This window comes from Acidobacteriota bacterium, assembly GCA_028875725.1.
Taxonomy (GTDB): Bacteria; Acidobacteriota; Thermoanaerobaculia; order Multivoradales; family Multivoraceae; genus Multivorans.
Window position 1 is genome coordinate 335,049 of the sequence record JAPPCR010000015.1, and the last position, 16,773, is coordinate 351,821.

At 68.2% G+C, this 16,773-nt stretch carries 15 protein-coding genes; 8 read left to right on the forward strand and 7 right to left on the reverse strand.

Annotated features, from left to right (window positions below; translation table 11 throughout):
• Positions 1 to 43: 43 nt before the first annotated feature.
• Entirely contained in the window at positions 44 to 1,585 is a 1,542-nt protein-coding gene (locus OXI49_12965; protein ID MDE2691420.1) for a sulfatase, read from the reverse strand.
• A gap of 78 nt (positions 1,586 to 1,663) precedes the next feature.
• On the opposite strand from OXI49_12965, the gene OXI49_12970 reads away from it, so the two are divergent.
• Both OXI49_12970 and OXI49_12975 read left to right on the forward strand, forming a co-directional pair.
• The gene (locus OXI49_12970) at positions 1,664 to 3,136 is read left to right on the forward strand and encodes a Gfo/Idh/MocA family oxidoreductase (protein ID MDE2691421.1); all 1,473 of its coding nucleotides are present in this window, start codon (positions 1,664 to 1,666) and stop codon (positions 3,134 to 3,136) included.
• Complete coding sequence (locus OXI49_12975; GenBank protein MDE2691422.1) at positions 3,136 to 3,903, forward strand: hypothetical protein; 768 nt, start codon at positions 3,136 to 3,138, stop codon at positions 3,901 to 3,903. The genes OXI49_12970 and OXI49_12975 overlap by 1 nt, the downstream gene beginning before the upstream one ends.
• 7 nt (positions 3,904 to 3,910) lie before the next feature.
• On the opposite strand, the gene OXI49_12980 is transcribed toward OXI49_12975, so the two are convergent.
• Both OXI49_12980 and OXI49_12985 read right to left on the reverse strand, forming a co-directional pair.
• Positions 3,911 to 4,420, reverse strand: a complete 510-nt coding sequence (locus OXI49_12980; GenBank protein MDE2691423.1) for a nuclear transport factor 2 family protein — start codon at positions 4,418 to 4,420, stop codon at positions 3,911 to 3,913.
• 129 nt (positions 4,421 to 4,549) lie between these two features.
• Positions 4,550 to 5,557 carry a PmoA family protein gene (locus tag OXI49_12985; GenBank protein ID MDE2691424.1) on the reverse strand — a complete coding sequence of 336 codons (1,008 nt, stop codon included), beginning with the start codon at positions 5,555 to 5,557 and terminating at the stop codon, positions 4,550 to 4,552.
• Positions 5,558 to 5,619: 62 nt separating this feature from the next.
• On the opposite strand from OXI49_12985, the gene OXI49_12990 reads away from it, so the two are divergent.
• The 5 genes from OXI49_12990 (at position 5,620) to OXI49_13010 (ending at position 10,541) form a co-directional block, all read left to right on the forward strand.
• Entirely contained in the window at positions 5,620 to 6,639 is a 1,020-nt protein-coding gene (locus tag OXI49_12990) for a hypothetical protein (GenBank protein MDE2691425.1), read from the forward strand.
• A 22-nt stretch (positions 6,640 to 6,661) separates the two neighbouring features.
• Positions 6,662 to 8,356: a GMC family oxidoreductase gene (locus OXI49_12995; GenBank protein MDE2691426.1), complete on the forward strand. Its 1,695-nt coding sequence runs from the start codon at positions 6,662 to 6,664 to the stop codon at positions 8,354 to 8,356.
• On the forward strand, positions 8,353 to 8,919 hold the full coding sequence (locus OXI49_13000) for a gluconate 2-dehydrogenase subunit 3 family protein (protein MDE2691427.1): 567 nt from the start codon (positions 8,353 to 8,355) through the stop codon (positions 8,917 to 8,919). Before OXI49_12995 ends, OXI49_13000 begins: the two co-directional genes overlap by 4 nt.
• Before the next feature lie 70 nt (positions 8,920 to 8,989).
• A complete protein-coding gene (locus tag OXI49_13005) occupies positions 8,990 to 9,856 on the forward strand; it encodes a dienelactone hydrolase family protein (GenBank protein ID MDE2691428.1) in 867 nt (288 codons plus the stop codon).
• A 31-nt stretch (positions 9,857 to 9,887) separates the two neighbouring features.
• Complete coding sequence (locus OXI49_13010) at positions 9,888 to 10,541, forward strand: glutathione S-transferase family protein (GenBank protein ID MDE2691429.1); 654 nt, start codon at positions 9,888 to 9,890, stop codon at positions 10,539 to 10,541.
• Here the strand turns inward: OXI49_13010 and OXI49_13015 are convergent.
• Together OXI49_13015 and OXI49_13020 are read right to left on the reverse strand one after the other, a co-directional pair.
• Positions 10,521 to 11,594 (reverse strand): DNA adenine methylase, encoded by a 1,074-nt coding sequence (locus OXI49_13015; GenBank protein ID MDE2691430.1) that lies wholly within the window; start codon positions 11,592 to 11,594, stop codon positions 10,521 to 10,523. The two genes, OXI49_13010 and OXI49_13015, sit on opposite strands and share 21 nt — an antisense overlap.
• Positions 11,595 to 11,606: 12 nt before the next feature.
• Positions 11,607 to 12,905: a PQQ-binding-like beta-propeller repeat protein gene (locus OXI49_13020; GenBank protein ID MDE2691431.1), complete on the reverse strand. Its 1,299-nt coding sequence runs from the start codon at positions 12,903 to 12,905 to the stop codon at positions 11,607 to 11,609.
• 58 nt (positions 12,906 to 12,963) lie between these two features.
• Here OXI49_13020 and OXI49_13025 point away from each other — a divergent pair, with 58 nt between their 5' ends.
• Positions 12,964 to 14,493 (forward strand): deoxyribodipyrimidine photo-lyase, encoded by a 1,530-nt coding sequence (locus tag OXI49_13025; GenBank protein ID MDE2691432.1) that lies wholly within the window; start codon positions 12,964 to 12,966, stop codon positions 14,491 to 14,493.
• Here OXI49_13025 and OXI49_13030 read toward each other — a convergent pair.
• Positions 14,435 to 15,706 carry an MFS transporter gene (locus OXI49_13030; protein MDE2691433.1) on the reverse strand — a complete coding sequence of 424 codons (1,272 nt, stop codon included), beginning with the start codon at positions 15,704 to 15,706 and terminating at the stop codon, positions 14,435 to 14,437. The two genes, OXI49_13025 and OXI49_13030, sit on opposite strands and share 59 nt — an antisense overlap.
• Positions 15,707 to 16,756, reverse strand: a complete 1,050-nt coding sequence (locus OXI49_13035) for a glutathione S-transferase (protein ID MDE2691434.1) — start codon at positions 16,754 to 16,756, stop codon at positions 15,707 to 15,709. It abuts the gene before it with no gap.
• Positions 16,757 to 16,773 lie beyond the last annotated feature (17 nt).

Sequence of the window (16,773 nt, forward strand, 5' to 3'; positions counted from 1 at the left end):
GTCAAAGCCTACCGGCAGCATCAAACCGGGGCCGTGCCGGAAGTTACGGGCCGCTCGGCGATCGCACCGGTAGCTGCCAGGGTTCCGGGCCGTCCGGCAGGGCACTCAGGAACTCGGCGCCGACCTGGCCATACCAGGCGTGAAGCCGAGCCCGCATCTCGGCGACCCGCTCGGGCTCTTCGCTAGCCAGGTCGTTCCGCTCGCCGACGTCGGCCTCCAGGTCGTAGAGGTGGACCTGGCCGTCCTCGTAGCGTTCGATCAGCTTGTAGCGACCGCGTGCGATCGCCCCGCCCGGAAAGCCGCCCTGGTTGCCGTAGTGCGGGTAGTGCCAGTACAGATCCCGCTCGGAGGCTGCGGCCGCGGCGTCCTCACCCGCTTCGCCTCCACGGAGCAGGTCGAGGAAGCTCGATCCGTCGACTTCGATCTCGGGCCGAAGCTCGACACCCGCCGCTTCCAGCAGCGTCGGGTAGAAGTCCGTGCTGATGACTGGCGCCGCGGTCATGCCGCCAGCGGCCGCGACGGCCGGCCAGCGCACGATCATGGGCTCCCGGATGCCGCCCTCGTAGAGCCAGCCCTTGCCGCCCCTTAGTGGCAGATTCGAGGTCGGCGACCCTTCCGCCGTCGACAGGCCGCCGTTGTCGGAGAAGAAGACGACGATCGTGTTCTTGGTCAGGTCCAGCGCGTCGAGGTGGTCCAGGATGCGGCCGACGCTCGTGTCCAGGGCCTCGACCATCGCCGCGTAGACGGCGTGGTTCTGAACCTCGCGCACGCGCCGCGGTTCGTCGCGCGGCCAGATCTGCTCCTCGTGTCCAAAGTCCTCGGGGTTCGACCGCGCGCCCACCTCGACGCCGGCCTTCGCGGCGTACTTCGCGATCAGGTCCGCCGGCGCGCGCAGCGGCGTGTGTACCGTGTAGTACGAAAGGTAGATGAGGAAGGGCTTGCCTTCCTCGTCGGCCGCGTAACCATCGATCAGGTCGAGCGCCTCATCGGTCAGTCGGGAGGTGAGATGTTCACCCTCGGGACCGTCCGAAAGCGTCGGGTTCGAATAGGGCGAGAAGTAGCTCCGGGGCATGCCGCCGCGGTGGCCGCCGATGTTCACGTCGAAGCCCTGGGCCAGCGGCCAGAACTCCTCTGTCGGCCCCAGGTGCCACTTGCCGAGAAACGCGGTGTTGTAGCCGCCGTCCCGGAGCGCCTCGGCGAGCGTGTACTCCTCGAGCGGCATCCGGTCGGTGAGCGGGGCCGGCGCGAACTTCTCCTCACGGCGGCCGGCGAAGTAGTTCGTCGCACCCACCCGGGTCGGGTAGCGGCCGGTCATGATGCTGAACCGTGTCGGGCTGCACACCGGGTTCGCGGCGTAGCCTCTGGTGAAACACACACCGGCGGCCGCCAGCCGGTCGATGTTCGGCGTCTCGTAGAAGGTGTCCGGGTTGAAGGCGCCGATGTCCATGGCGCCGAGGTCGTCGACCAGCAGGAAGACGATGTTCGGCGGCTCGGCCGGCGTTTCGGCTGCACAGGCGGCAAGGCAGGCGACGCAGACCGCCGCTGCGAGGATGCCAAGGGTTCTCCGATAGCCGTCCGGCAGCATCAACCGGCCACGCTAGCAGGCCGCGACGGTTACAATCAGAGGCCGCCTACGGGCGCTTCCGACTCTGGGAGGAACACCATGTCCGCGATCACCCGCCGCGTATTCCTCGGCTCGGCCGCCGCCGCCGCCGCCACGACGACTCTGGGATGCCGGGCCTCGGCCGGCACGGCTGCCGCGAGTCCGAACGAGGTGCTCCGCGTCGCCGTCGTCGGCCTCCGCGGACGCGGCAGAGACCACGTCAATCAGTTCATCGATCTGCCCGGCGTCGAGGTCGCCGCCCTATGCGACGTCGACAGCAACGTGCTCGAAGCGGCGAAGGCCAAAGCGATCGAGGACGGCGCCACCGATCCGCTGGCGATCGTCGACTACCGGGAACTCCTCGAGCGCGACGACATCGACGCCGTGTCCATCGCGACACCGAACCACTGGCATGCGCTGCAGGCGGTCTGGGCCTGCCAGGCCGGCAAGGACGTGTACCTCGAGAAGCCCGTTTCCCACAACGTCTGGGAGGGCCGTCAGATCGTCCACGCGGCCGCCAAGTACGACCGCATCGTCCAGACCGGCACCCAGATCCGCTCGTCACCCTCGATCCAGGACGCACTGGCCTGGGTCAATGAAGGGCACATCGGCGAAGTCCAGCTCGCCCGCGGTCTCTGCTACAAGCCGCGCCAGAGCATCGGCCGCGTGGAAGGCGCGCAGAGAATCGACCCGGCGGTCGACTACGACCTCTGGTGCGGCCCGGCGCCGAAGAAGGCGCTGATGCGCGAACGCCTGCACTACGACTGGCACTGGGTCTTCGACACCGGCAACGGCGACCTGGGCAACCAGGGCATCCACCAGATGGACATCGCGCGCTGGGCGCTGGGCGAGCCCGCGTTGCCGCCGCGAACGATCAGCGTCGGCGGCCGGTTCGGCTACGTCGACGACGGCAACACGCCGAACACTCAGTTCGTGTACCACGACTACGAGCGGGCCCCGCTGTTGTTCGAGGTCCGCGGACTGCCGCGCGACGCCAAGGCTCAGAAGGAGGAATGGCGCCGGCGTGGCATGGACGAGTACCTCGGAGCGCAGATCGGCGTCATCGTGCACTGCGAGGGCGGTCACCTGCAGATCCCCAGCTACACGGAAGCCACGGCATTCGACGCGAAGGGCAAGAAGCTGGAGTCCTGGAAGGGCGGCGCCAATCACTACGCGAACTTCGTCGACGCCGTGCGCAGCCGCCGCAGCGGGGATCTGACCGCCTCGATCGAGGACGGCCACCTCTCGAGCGCCCTCTGCCACCTCGGCAACATTTCCTACCTGCGCGGCGAAGCGGGCGGACCGGCCAAAGTGTCGAGGATCGCCTCGAAGCTCCGCCATGCCGGCGACACCGCCGACCGCTTCCTCGACCACCTGGTAAAGAACGGCATCGATCCCGAGATCGAACAGCCGATCGTCGGCCCGTGGCTCACGATCGACCCGGACACGGAGACGATCGAAGGCGACGTGGAGGCGAGCCGCTTGCTGACCCGCGAGTACCGGGAGCCCTTCGTCGTCCCGCGGACCGTCTGATGCGCCGGACACCCACAGTACGACCGATTGAGTGCGCCCGCGCCCTCGCCGGCATCCGGCGCAAGGCGCCGGTCTGGTTCGGTTCGGCCGCTCTCATCGTCATCGTCATCACCGTCGCCGGCAGCCTCCACGCCCAGTCAGGCGTGCCGGACGGCTACGAACTCGTCTACTCCCAGGACTTCACGGACGCCTCGGCGCTCGACGACTTCACGGTCAGCGACCAGCGGGCGTGGGGGTACGGCGCAGGAGACTGGCGCGGCTACCTCGAGCTCAAGGGCGGCAGCAGGTACAAGCCGAAGCACCGTTCGCCGCTCAACATCGCCCTGATCGACGATCTCCTGCTCGGCGACTTCGTCCTCGAAGCCGAGGCCTGGCAGACCGGCCGCGAGTACGGCCATCGGGATCTCAGTCTCTTCTTCGGCTTCGAGGGCCCGAACCGCTACTACTACGCCCACCTGGCCACCGAACCCGACGACCGGGCACACAACATCTTTCTGGTCGACAACGCCGACCGGGCGCCGATGGGCGCGATCCCGGACAAAGGCGTCGACTGGGGCCGCGGCTGGAAACGGGTCAGGGTCGAACGCCAGGACGGCGCGCTGCGCGTCTACTTCGACGGCGGGAAGCAGCCGACCGTCTCGACCGACCGCGATCCGCTCGGCTGGGGCCGCGTCGGCTTCGGGTCGTTCGACGACACCGGCCGCTTCAGCCAGGTGCGGATCTGGGCGCCGGAGACGAAGAAGGCGGTCAGACCGGCTTTCGACTAGGCCAGACTCAACGGGCGCCGCGCGCCAGCTCGCGCACCGGCTGCGGCGAGTCGCCCACCGGCGTGTTGTGCTGCATGGCGATCCGCCACTCGTCGCCCACTCGCGTGTAGGTCATCGTGTAGCGGCCTTCGTGCACGGTCTGCCGTCCCTGCCCGTCGTAGTTCACCGACAGCGAGTACTCGCCGTAGGCGATTCCCGTGTCGCCGATGATCCGGTATTCCTCGTTCCGGGTCTCGAAGCGCGCCTTCGTCGTGGTATTGAAGAAGAGGCGCCAGTCAAGCGCGCAGGCTTCCCGGCCCTGCTTGCCCGACGTGGGACCGCAGGCGTAGAAGGACAGCGCCTCGTCGTGCACGGTGTCCAGAAAACCATCGAGGTTGCCTTCGTTGAGCGCGGCAACACCGGTCTCGAAGACCTCCTTCACGGCCGCCACGGCGCTCTCGTCACCGGCGAACGCCGAACTGCCGGCCGCCAGGGAGGCAGCGAGAATCGCGATCGGAACGAAATGGGCTGGCCGCATTGGGAATCTCTCCAGGCGTTGTTCTCGGTACGTTCTGATGACGCTGGACCGGAAGCCCGAGCGACCGCGGGGAGGCTAGCACGACGGGTCCGCCGTCCGGCGCGCAGAGCCGGTGCGCACCAGCGCTAGCTAGTCGGTTGCGTAACGCCGTAGCTCGCCGTCAAGCCGCTCTGGCGACACCTCGCCATCGTGGAACAGCAGCCGGTACCGCAGCCTCAGCTCGCCTCCGGCCCCAATCGTCCAGTCGCCGGTGCCCTTCTCCGCCTTCTCGAAGTCGTGGACTCCGAAGGGATTCGCCGCGAACAGGCCGTAGGCGCGGGCGTGCCACCAGGTCGGGTGGCGGAAGTTCTCCGGGTGGTCGAAAATCGCGATGCCGACCCGTTTGCCGTCGACGGGGCCGGTGTAGTGGACCCATGCGGCGCGTTTGCCCCATACGTCCACGCCTTCGACGCCTTCGCTGTTCCGCATCGAGCCAGCGGCGCGCTCGCCCTGGTGGCGGAGGGTCGCCGCGACGCGGATGGCCATCGTGCCTTCCTTCGTGTCGCCCAGGACGATGTCGCGGTCGCCGGCCCTCAGCCGGACGTCGAAGTCGATTGCCCGCCAGGCCTGACCCGTGTCGAACGCACCGGCGCGGAAGGTCATCGTCCGTTCCTCGCGGAGCATCTCGTCGCCGCCCGGGTCGACCCAGGAGTTCGCAGTGCACAGCACCCCGGCCGTGCCGGACTCCACCGTCACGATCTCCTGATGGACGATGGCCGAGCCGTCGCGGCCATTCCAGATGTCGTACCGCTTGCCGCCGTCCGCCAGGCCCACCGCGCCGTGAGCGAACCAGAGTGAGCGATGATGCGGATGGTCCCGTTCCTCCCCTTCCAGCTCGGACATCGGCCAGTTGCGCGTAAGCGCCTGCCCTCCCGGTCCGAGGACCGGGTAGAGGTACGGCAGGTGGCCGCCGCCGTCGGCCTCGCCGCCGGGGCGATACTCGGTGAAGGGCTCGCCGTCGACGGTGATCAAGACGCGATCGCCACCTCGTCTGGTGAGTTCGATCATCGGATCGTCCTCCGCCGCGAACGCCGGCGCGGAGAGAACCGCCAGGCAAAGCAACGGAACGGAAAGTCCGGGTGGGTTGGAGCGTGACATGGGCCGTTTCCTCTGCCGTCTTGCGCCTTCGGGGAAGATTCCGGCATGGTACCGTCCCGCTCGTGAACCCACGGAAATGCCTGCCACTGCCGGCGGCGATGCTGCTGGCCTCGGTGACGTTCACTTCCTGCACCACCGGCGAAGCGGGAGCCGAAGCCGACAGCTCGGATCCGGAACCCGTGAGCGCGCAGCCACGGGCGGAGGTCGTCCGCGCCCACCTCTTCGACGACGATGCGGAGGGCCAGGCCGCCTTCGCCCGCGTCAAGGAGCACTTCGAAGCGGGCAATCCCGGCTACGCGATGGAGTTTCTGGCCGCGGCCACGGAGATCGAGGCGGCCGCCTCGAGCCGGATCGTCTTCGTGCAGACGCCGGTCGAGGAGGCGCCCGCGACGGCCGAGATCCACGCCGGCTCCGGCACGACCGGGACCGAGCTCCATGTAGGCGACATCGCGGTGCTCCGCCCCGGCGAACGGCTGACGGTCGAACCCGCGATTGCAGCGCTCGTGTTCGATGTCCCCGACGCACCGGACGAAAACGTGCCGGCGGCGATCCGCCCCGACTGGGACCCGGACATCACGGACGTCCTTGGCGGCTGCGCCACGGAAACCGGCGCCTACCGCCGCATCCTGCTCACCTGGTTGAAGGACAACGGCGCCTACACCTTCCACGGCCTGAACGCGCACCGGGTGCGGATCACCGACTCGTTCACCCACTACCACCCGGCGGACACGGGCTTCGACGAGTTCTACCTGGTGCAGATGAGCAACGACGAAGACAAGCTGCTCACGAGCTACCACGTCGAGGACATCGAGTCGCCCGAGACGATGACCCCGGAACTCGCCGAGCAGCTCTTCGATGTCCACGAGGTCCGTGCCGGCGACCTGATCTACCTGCCGCGCGGCGTGATCCACCGCGGGCTGGGCGGCGTCCTGGCGCAGGTCATCACGGTCCCGGGTTTCCGCCCCGGCACCGAGATCGGCGTCGACCACCACCTGCTGGCCATCAACGAGCGCCTGGGGCTCGAGGGCGAGGACGCCCTCCCCTACAACGTCGAAGCGTCGAGCGAGGCCGTCGTCCGCTAGACCCTGCCGAGGACCATCCCGCATGAAGCAGACCTCCGACACGAAGACCTGGGACGCGGTCGTCGTCGGCTCGGGCGCAACCGGCGGCTGGGCCGCCAAGGTTCTGGCCGAGGCCGGAATGGAGGTGCTGATGCTCGAGGCGGGCCGCGCCTTCGACCCCGAGAAGGACTTCCGGCAACACACCCTGCCGCACGAAATGGAGTTCCGCGGGCGGCCCGACCCGCGCAACGAACTCCTGCAGCGCCGCCACCGTCAGTCGTACTGCTACGCCTGCACCCAGGTCAACGCGGACTTCTTCATCGACGACGTCGACAACCCGTACACCGAGGCCCCGGGCACCCACTTCAACTGGATCCAGGGCAACGTCGTCGGCGGCCGCTCGATCATGTGGGCCCGGCAGTCGTACCGGATGAGCGACTACGACTTCAGGGCCGCGAGCCTCGACGGCTACGGCATGGACTGGCCGATCAGCTACGCCGACCTCGCGCCGTACTACGACCGGATCGAGCGCTACATCGGCGTCAACGGCCGCAACGAGGGCCTGGAGATCCTGCCGGACGGCGAGTTCCTGCCGCCCATGGCCTTCACCTGCGGCGAGGTGATGCTGAAGGAGACCCTGGCCGAGAAGTTCAACCGACCGATGACGATCGGCCGCAACGCCGTCCTCACACGCCGGCACAACAACCGCGACATGTGCCACTACTGCGGCTGGTGCCACTATGGCTGCCAGACGAACTCCTACTTCAACTCGCCGCAGACGACGCTCGTCGACTGCGAAGCGACCGGCCGGTTCACGCTGGTGCCGGACGCCGCCGTCATCAAGGTCGACATGCAGGCCGGCGACCTCGCCTCGGGCGTCACCTACGTCGACAAGAACACGGACCAGACCCGGGAGGCCAAGGCCGACATCGTCGTGCTCTGCGCCTCGACCCTGGCCTCGACTCGTATCCTGCTGAACTCGGCGGAGGGCGGCCTCGCCAACGAGAGCGACTGCCTCGGCCGCTACGTGATGGACCACATCTACGCGACCGGGGTGCGCGGCGTCCTGGAAGCGAGAGCCGGCGCTCAGCCGGAGCGCGCCAACCGGCCGAACGGGATCTACATCCCCCGCTTCCAGAACCTGAAGGACCCGGCGACGAAGAACCCCAACTTCATCCGCGGCTACGGCTACCAGGGCGGCGAGAACATCACGACCTGGCAGCACGGCAACGGCATACCCGGCTTCGGCGCGGACTTCAAGAACGCGGTCCAGTCGAGCACCGTCTCCACGATCGGCCTCGGCGGCTTCGGCGAGATCCTGCCGCGGCCGGAGAACCGGGTCACGCTCGATCCGGAGGTGACCGACAAGTGGGGCGTGCCCGTACTGCAGATGAACACCACCCTGGGCAGCAACGAGTACGCCATGGTCCAGGACATCATCGAGGAAGGCCGGGCGATGCTGGAGGCGCTCGGCTGCACAAACATCACCCAGAACACCGAGCCCGCGCCGCTGGGTTCGGGGATCCACGAGGTCGGCACCGCGCGCATGGGCGACGATCCGAAGACCTCGTACCTCAACCAGTACCAGCAGTCCCACACGATCAGGAACCTGTTCGTGATGGACGGGTCCTGCTACGTCAGCATCGGCTGCGTCAACCCAACCCTGACCATGATGGCGCTAGCGCTACGTTCGAGCGAGTACCTGCTCGATCAGCACAAGCGGGGAGAACTGGCATGAGCAAGCGGACGACGAGGCGGAACGTCCTGGCGGCCGGCGCCGGCGCGTTCGGCTACGCCACGCTGCAAGCCGAGCCGATCCGCGCCGCGATCCCCGCGGTGGCCGCGTACCAGGCCGAGGGATCCACCTGGACGCCACGGCTGCTCAACCCGGCCCAGGGCGAACTGCTCGCGACCCTCTGCGAGCACATCCTGCCGCGCACGGACACTCCGGGGGCGCGGGACGCGGCCGTCCACGAGTTCATCGACCTCGAACTCTCGCTCGCCGACGGCGATGAACAACTCGCGGCGCTAGGCGGTCTCGACTGGATCGACCGTCGCGCGCAGCAACTCCACGGTTCGTCCTTCGTCGGTCTCGGCGCGGCCCGCCAGATCGACATGCTGCGCGAGATCAGCGACGAACACGAGGCGCACCCTTCAGAGCTCGTCGCCGGCGCCGCCTTCTTCAGCGACCTGAAGCGGCGCACCCTGTTCGCCTTCTACACGTCGAAGGTGGGCCGCACCGAAGCCCTCGGGCTACCGGACCGCGTGCGCGTAGAGCGTTTCCGCGGCTGCCAGGACTAGCCCGACGAGAGCCACGTCCAGCTAGAGTCCGAAACGGTTCATCGAAGTTCCAGTCAGCAAGGAGACCACCATGTGTGACGACACAACCAACGCCGAGAACGCCAGGTACCTGCAGGGCAAGCGCTTGACCCGCCGGGAGTTCGGTGCCGTCTCGGCCGGGGCCGGGCTGGCGGTGCTGCTGCCGCGGCCGGCCGACGCCCAGAGCGTCAGCGAGTCCGAGATCGAGATCACGACCCCCGACGGCGTCTGCGACAGCTACTTCGTCCATCCCGCGAGTGGCGCCCATCCGGGCGTCCTGATCTGGCCCGACGCCTTCGGCCTGCGGCCCGCCATCCGGCAGATGGCCACGCGCCTCGCCGAATCGGGCTACTCGGTCCTCGCGGTCAACCAGTACTACCGGACAAAGAAGGCCCCCATAGCGGAGGGGACGAACTTCGCCGAGTTGCGCGAGACGCTGCGGCCGCTGATGCAGTCGCTGAGCCCGGAAACCAACGTGACGGACGCGAGGGCGTTCGTGAGCTTCCTGGACAGCCAGGATTCCGTCGACCAGGACCGGAAGATGGGGACGATGGGTTACTGCATGGGCGGTCCGATGACGATGCGGACGGCCGCCGCCATACCCGACCGCGTCGGCGCCGGCGCCTCCTTCCACGGCGGCGGCCTCGTCACCGACCGGCCGGACAGCCCGCACCTTCTCGTGGAGAAGATGACGGCGCACTACCTGTTCGCAATCGCCGAGAACGACGACCAGAGGCAGCCCGAGGCCAAGGACGTGCTGCGCGAGACCTTCGAGGCGGCGGGCCTGCCGGCCGAGATCGAGGTCTACGAAGGTGCGATGCACGGCTGGTGCCCGCCCGACACGCCGGTCTACCACGAGGCCCAGGCGGAGCGGGCATGGAGCCGGCTGCTGGCCCTGTTCGACCGCGCCCTGGCGTAGACACGCTCAGTCTGCGACCTCTCCGGCACAAGTGATCACGATCTACCACGTGCCGCGCACCCGCTCGGCGCGCATCATCTGGCTGTGCGAGGAGCTCGGCCTGCCCTACGAAGTCGTCCCGGTCGACTTCAGCCCGGAGTACCGGAAGTCAGCCGAATGGCGGCGGCTCAACCCGATCGGCAAGGTTCCGGCCATGACGGATTCAGACGCGGAGGGCAACCGCTTCACGATGATCGAGTCCGGCGCGATGGTCCACTACATCCTGGAGCGCTACGACGAAGGCGCCCTGGAGCCACCACCCGGTACGCCGGAAAGCGCCCTGCTGCTGCAGTGGTCCTGGTTCGCCGAGGCGAGCCTGGCGCGCCCGCTAGGCGACATGGTCCACCACCGCATCCTGAAGCCGGAGCCGGAACGCATCCCAGCCGTCGTCGAGGACGGACGGGCAAGAGCCGAGATCTGCCTCGACGCCGTCGAGGCGGCGCTCGACGGCCGCGACTACCTGTTGGGCAGCGAACTGACCGCCGCCGACATCATGATGGGCTACTCGCTGGCCCTGGCGCAAAGACTGGGAGTGCTGGACGAGCGCTACCCGAACGTCGTCGCCTACATGGGCCGACTCGAAAGCCGGCCGGCCTTCCAGATCGCCTTCGCCGACAGCGAGCGATCAGGTCCCTTGCGCGACTGATCCGATGGTCGCTCGCGCCGCAGCCTCAGGCAGCTTCTGCGGCGACACGACGTACAGGTACTCCCTGTTCCGCAGATGGCTCACGCGGCCGACTTTCTCGCCGCTCGGGTTGAAAATGCCGATCTGCGCGCCGACGTAGCGCTTGTAGTCGTTCTCGATCACCTGGACCTCGCCGCGCCGGGCCAGGATCGCTTCCATTTCCTCGCGGCCGATGAAGCCCTCGTCGCTGAACGAGACGAGGAGGTGTCGCGCACGCACCCGATCGACGACTCGTTCCCACGCTGCCCCAAACTTCTTCTTGCTGTTGAAGTCGCTCTTGCGCTCGCGGCAGTCGACGCGCTTGCAGGCGACGCCGTAGTGCTCCGGCTTGTCCCACATCACCAGGCTCTCCCAGAGGTGGTAGTTGCCCAGATAGCTGTGCTGGTTGTATGGCGGATCGAGGTAGGCGATGTCCGCTTCGAGCACATCCACGGCGTCGGCGGCGTCCATGCGGTGGGCCTTCCCTTTGCCAGCTTCAGCGCGCGGAGCGATCTCCGGCAGCCGTAGCTCCAGGTCGTTGGAAGCACGCGGGGCCCACTGCTTCAGAAAGGCCATCTGCACGCCCGTCGTGCTGTCGACACGATCGGCCGCCTCCATCAGGGAAACGAGGACGATCGCCCGGAGTTCCGGGTCGAGGTCCTTGCGCTCGATCTCTTCGCGGATCGCGTCGACCCGGGCGCCGTTCTTCGGCTGCAAATAGCGGCTCTTCTCGCAGAAGACCTCCGTGAAGTAGCCCGCCGACGGCGACAGCCGGTTGAACTCGTCGATCAGCAATCGCGCCAGCCGGAGCTGCTCGGACGTCCCGTCGGCCTCCACATAGCAGCGGGCAATGGTCTCGCCGCAGGCCAGGTAGTCGTTCGCCAGAACGCGGTACTGCCGCCGCTTCAAAGCGGCGCCCACCCTCGACGTGCCCGAGAACAGGTCGAGCACCGTGCCGGCCGGTCGAAGCCGTTCGACGATGTCGGCAATCAGCGGCACGAACTGCCGCTTGGAACCGAGGTACTTGATGGGCACGACGGAGCGGAACTAGCGGCGTGAGCTCCTAGGCGACGAAGCGTCGTAGGCCAGCAGCTCGTCCCAGTTTCGAACGTAGAGCACACCGTTGCTGACCACCGGATGGGCCCAGCTCGGGCGGCCGCGGTTGTCCAGGCTGAAACGGCCCCGTTCAACGTAGCCGTCGGGGGTCGCTTCGGCCAGACCAGCCAGATGGCGTTCCCCCAACAGGAAGAGCTTGCCGTCGGCGAGTACGAGCGAGCCTTTGCCGACGCTGCGGTCCCTCCACACGGTTTCGCCGGTTTCGAAGTCGACGCACGCGAGCGCGCTGCCGAAGAACCCGTAGAGATGTCCCTCGTGGAGCACGACGCCGCCGTGATGGTTCCGGAGGCGTGACTGAAACCACGCCTCGGAGGTGCTGACGTTGTCGCCCGCCGCCCGCACCCGGAGCGCGCCGCCGCCGGTGCCGTAGTCCGAGGTGTAGAAGACGAGGCCGTCCGCGTAGATCGGCGTCGCCGCGTTCGCCGTGCGGTTCGCCGGTTCGCGGTAGTGCCAGAGCAGTTCGCCGTCCGAGGCCCGCACGCCTACGCCGGCCCGCGCCGTGAAGCCGACGATCGCCCGCAGCGGATCGCCGCCGTCCTCCAGGTCGACGGCGATCAGGGAGGAGTAGCCGGCCCGGTCGGTCAGGCCGGTGCTGGTCCACATTGTGGCGCCCGTCTCCCGGTCGAGGGCCGCGATCGCACCGCCGTCGCCGCCCGGCATCACGACCACCCAGTCGCGCTCGATCAGCGGCGACTCGCTGATCCCCCAACTGATGTTGCGCTGGCCGAAGTCACGAAGGATGTTCCGTTGCCACGCCACCCTGCCGTCCGAGAGCCGGATGCGCGCCAGGTCGCCCACGCCGGTCAACGCGTAGAGCGAATCGCCGGCCACGGTCGGAGTTCCCCGCGGACCGTTGCCCCGGCCGTCCCGCAACCGCGAGCCGAGTTCGCGCTCCCAGCGGACGCTGCCGTCCGACGCATCGAGGGCGAACACGAGGCTTCGACCGTCACGGGTCCCCTGGACGTAGAGCGAGCCCTCGACAACCGCGACCGTGCCGTACCCCTCACCGAGGCCGTCGATGCGCCACAGCAAAGGCGGTCCTCCGGCCGGCCAGCGGCCGGCAAGCCCGGTCTCGGTAGAGACGCCGTCACGCCCCGGGCCGCGCCACTGCGGCCAGTCCTCGGCGGCGGCCGGTGGAACCGGCACGGAAAGCACGAGCAGGAAAAAGCCAACGACGACGGTCGAAACGGCGGCCCGAAGGCCAGTCGGTCCGTTTCTCGGTCGCCTCATCGCCTGGACACTCTGCTTTGTCGAGCCATCGTCGTCAACCGTCGTACGCTCCGCCTGCATGCCTCCAACCACGAAGCAGCCGATTCTCGTCTGGTTCCGGCGGGACCTGCGGCTGAACGACAACCCCGCGTGGTCGTGGGCCACCGGCGCCGGACGTCCCGTCGTTCCGGTCTTCGTGCTCGACGAGGAAGAGGGCGAGCGGCCGCTCGGCGGCGCGTCGCGGTGGTGGCTGCACGGCAGCCTCGAGGCGCTCGACCGGACGTTGGGAGGCCAGGGGAGTCGGCTCATCCTCCGCCGCGGAACGACCGCCCCAACCATCGCCGCGCTGACTCGCGAGACCGGTGCGTCCGCAGTCGTCTGGAATCGGCTGTACGAACCGGCGATCACGCAACGCGACGCGGAGATCGAGGAACGCTGCGCCGAAGCCGGCACCGAAACGCGGACGTTCCAGGCCAGCCTCCTCTTCGAGCCGGAGGACATCCGAAGCGGCACCGGCCGGCCGTACCGGGTGTTCACGCCGTTCTGGCGGAAGTGCGTCGCGCACGGCTTCGCCCGCCCGGTAGCCGCTGCCCCGCCGCCCGAGGCGCCGGCCGCGTGGCCTCGCAGCGACGATCTGGAAGGCTGGGAGTTCCGCTGCCACGAGCCCGATTGGGCGGCCGGCTTCCGCGACATCTGGCAGCCCGGCGAGGAGGGTGCGCAGCGACGCCTCCGCGCCTTCCTGTCCGGAGCAGCGGAGCACTACGACCAGGACCGCGACCGGCCCGGCATCGAAGCAACCAGCCGTTTGTCGCCCCACCTCCACTTCGGCGAAATCGGTCCGCGCCAGGTCGCGGCGGCGGCCGCCGCCTTGCCTCGCAGACCATGTGAGGCCTTCCTGCGAGAGCTCGGGTGGCGCGAGTTCAGCTATCACCTCCTGTTCCACAACCCGGAGATGGGGACCCGGAACCTCAGACCCAGCTTCGACCGCATGCCGTGGCGCGACACACCAGCCGATCTGAGGCGCTGGCAGCGCGGCCAGACCGGCTACCCCATCGTCGACGCCGGGATGCGCGAACTCTGGACCACGGGCTGGATGCACAACCGCGTGCGGATGCTCGTCGCCTCCTTCCTGACCAAGCACCTGCTGATCGACTGGCGGCGCGGCGCGGACTGGTTCTGGGACACTCTGGTCGACGCGGACTGGGCCAACAACAGTTGTGGCTGGCAGTGGACCGCGGGAAGCGGCGCAGACGCGGCGCCGTACTTCCGGGTTTTCAACCCGGTCACCCAGTCGCGGCGCTTCGACGAGGCCTGCGCCTACCTCAGGAAGTGGCTGCCGGAACTGCGCCGGCTGCCCGACCGCGCAATCCACGCGCCCTGGCTTGCGCCGCAGGCCGTGCTCGACCGCTCAGGCGTTCGGCTGGGTGAGACGTATCCGTTGCCCATGGTCGACCACGGCTCGGCCCGCCAGCGGGCCCTCGACGCCTGGCGCACCCAGGTTCGGGGCCAACCCCGCCCGGGGCCTCCGGACGCTGCAACGGCGACGGCGGTCAGCTCTTCTTCCGCGGCGGCTGCAAAAGAAAGGCGACCACCGAGCCGGTCAGAGTGACCGCGGCGATCGTCAGGAACGGGACGGCGTAGGTGCCCTGAGTGTCGAACGCCCAGCCTGTGACGGCGGGTATGGTCGCACCGAACGCGGCGCCGACGGCGAAACGGACCCCGGTGGTGGTCGCGAACGCGCGGCGTCCGAAGAAACGGGCAAAGGTAGCGGCCTGACAGATGTAGGCCATGCCGAACCCCAGGCCGAGAAGGATCAGAGCGACGCGCGCCTGCCCCGTAGTGCGGACGAACAGGAGCATCGCCATTCCTGCTCCTTCCATCGCCAGAGCCAGGCCAAGCAGACGAGGTGGCGAGATCCGATCACCCAGGGCGCCGCTGGCACGGCCGAAGATGCTCACGAAGGCCATGAGCGCAAGGAGAGTGGCGGCTTCACCGCTCTCGAACCCGACATCGAGCAGATGCAGATTGCCGTGGTTGGCCAGCACGCCCCAGGGAACGGCGTAACCCAGACCGCAGAGCACCATCAACACGAACTGCGGCGTCCGCACGGCCTCTTTCGCAACCCACTCGTCCGGGGTCTCGGCGCCGGTCCGAATCGCCACGGCCTGAAGCTCATCCAGCGAACGGGCCCCGTCCCGCAACTGGCTCATCGACTCCGGCGTGTTACGAAGGACGAGGAACGACAGCACGCCCAGGGCCGCACAGAGTGCAGCAATGATCACCCAGCCGTCCCGCCAGGTGCCGCCCCGGTCCAGAAGCGAGTGAGCGAAACGGTAGATCAGCGGCGCCATCACGCCGGCCGCAACCAGCAGGAAGGCCATGGCGGTCGCACGCCATCGAAGGAACCAGTTTGCTGCAAGCGTCTGCGTCGGCAGAACGGTGGAGAACGTGTGAGTAACTCCAGCGAACAAACCGAAGTAGAGCAGCACCTCCCAGCGATCCTGGGCCCGGCTGGTCAGATAGTAGGCAACCGACACGGCCAGGAAGCCGGCGGTGAACACCGGACGGGGTCCAAACCGGGTCAGGCAAACACCGATCAACGGCGCCACGGCGCCGCCGCAAAAGGTCCAGATGCCGAACGCCCAGCCGCTGTCCGCGCGGGACATTCCCAACTCGTCCAGCATCTGAGGCAGGAAGATGCCCCAACTGTAGAAGGGCACGGCACCCAGGCCGTAGATGAGCCAGGCCGCGGGCAGCATCCGCCAGCCGTAGAACCGCGGGTTGAACGACTTCCAGAAACCCGGCCGGCCGCTCGAAGGCACCTAGGGCGGGGCTCCCGCCCCCTCGAACAAGGCCTCGCAACCCGTGCCGGCGAGGAGATCGTCCACAGCCGACCTGTCGTCAGCTGACAGAGCCTCGTACTCGTCGCGCAGCCACATCAGGCACTTGCCCTGGTAGGGAAACGGCTTCTGCACCCAGTGCCGGCCGTCGATCTCGCACTCGACACGCTCTGCGCCCGACGCCAGCGCTCTCCCGTTGGCGATCAGGAAGGGAGCGTAGACGCGGCCGACTTCGCCAAGGAGCGCCCGGAGCGTCTCGGGAAGCTCACGGTCGACCCAGTCGTCGTCTGTCGGCTCGAGCCCCGACAGGTCCTCGACCCGATCGACCCACGCATAGACGCGCGGCGCCACTTCGAGGGTCACCGCCATCGGCGTCGGATCGAACGCCGCGAGCTGAGTCAACTGGCCGAAGAATGCGAAGTCGGAAGCGCCCGGGCGGTTGCCCATCAGGAACTGCCGCTCCGTCAGGTGATCCCGAAACAGCTCCAGAATGCGCCGATAGCTGGCCTCGATCACGCGGCCCGTCGTCTCGTTCGAGCCCACGACCCAGAGCCTCGAGATCTGGCGTTCGGAGACCATCTTCGCCGCCTGCTGGAACTGCTCCTCTGGACCTTCGACCTGCCGCCAGCGGGGCAGGATCTGGCCGGCCTTCTCGATGTCCGCCTCGTAGGCCCAGCGATAGTGGAACATCGCCTTGGTCAGCCACTCGTCGCCGAAGTCCTCGAGCAGGTAGTCGATGAACCCCGCGACCGGGTCAGCCGGAATCACCGACCGTCCCTCGAACTCCCGTTCGAAGCGCCGGATGAGAGGCGTCGAATCGACGACCGCCTCGATCTCGCCATCGGCGTTCGGCAGATAGAACGTGGGAAGCAGCCGGACCTTGGCGGCCGGCAGATCCTCACGGCCGTCGGCGCCGGAGATCAGGAAACGGTACGGGATCCGCCGGTAGCGCAGCACTGCGCGCATCTTCCGCGTGTAGGGCGACCCGGGGGCGCCCATGAAGGTCAGGGACTGCGGCAACGGTTCGGACATCAGGAGCGGCGACGGAT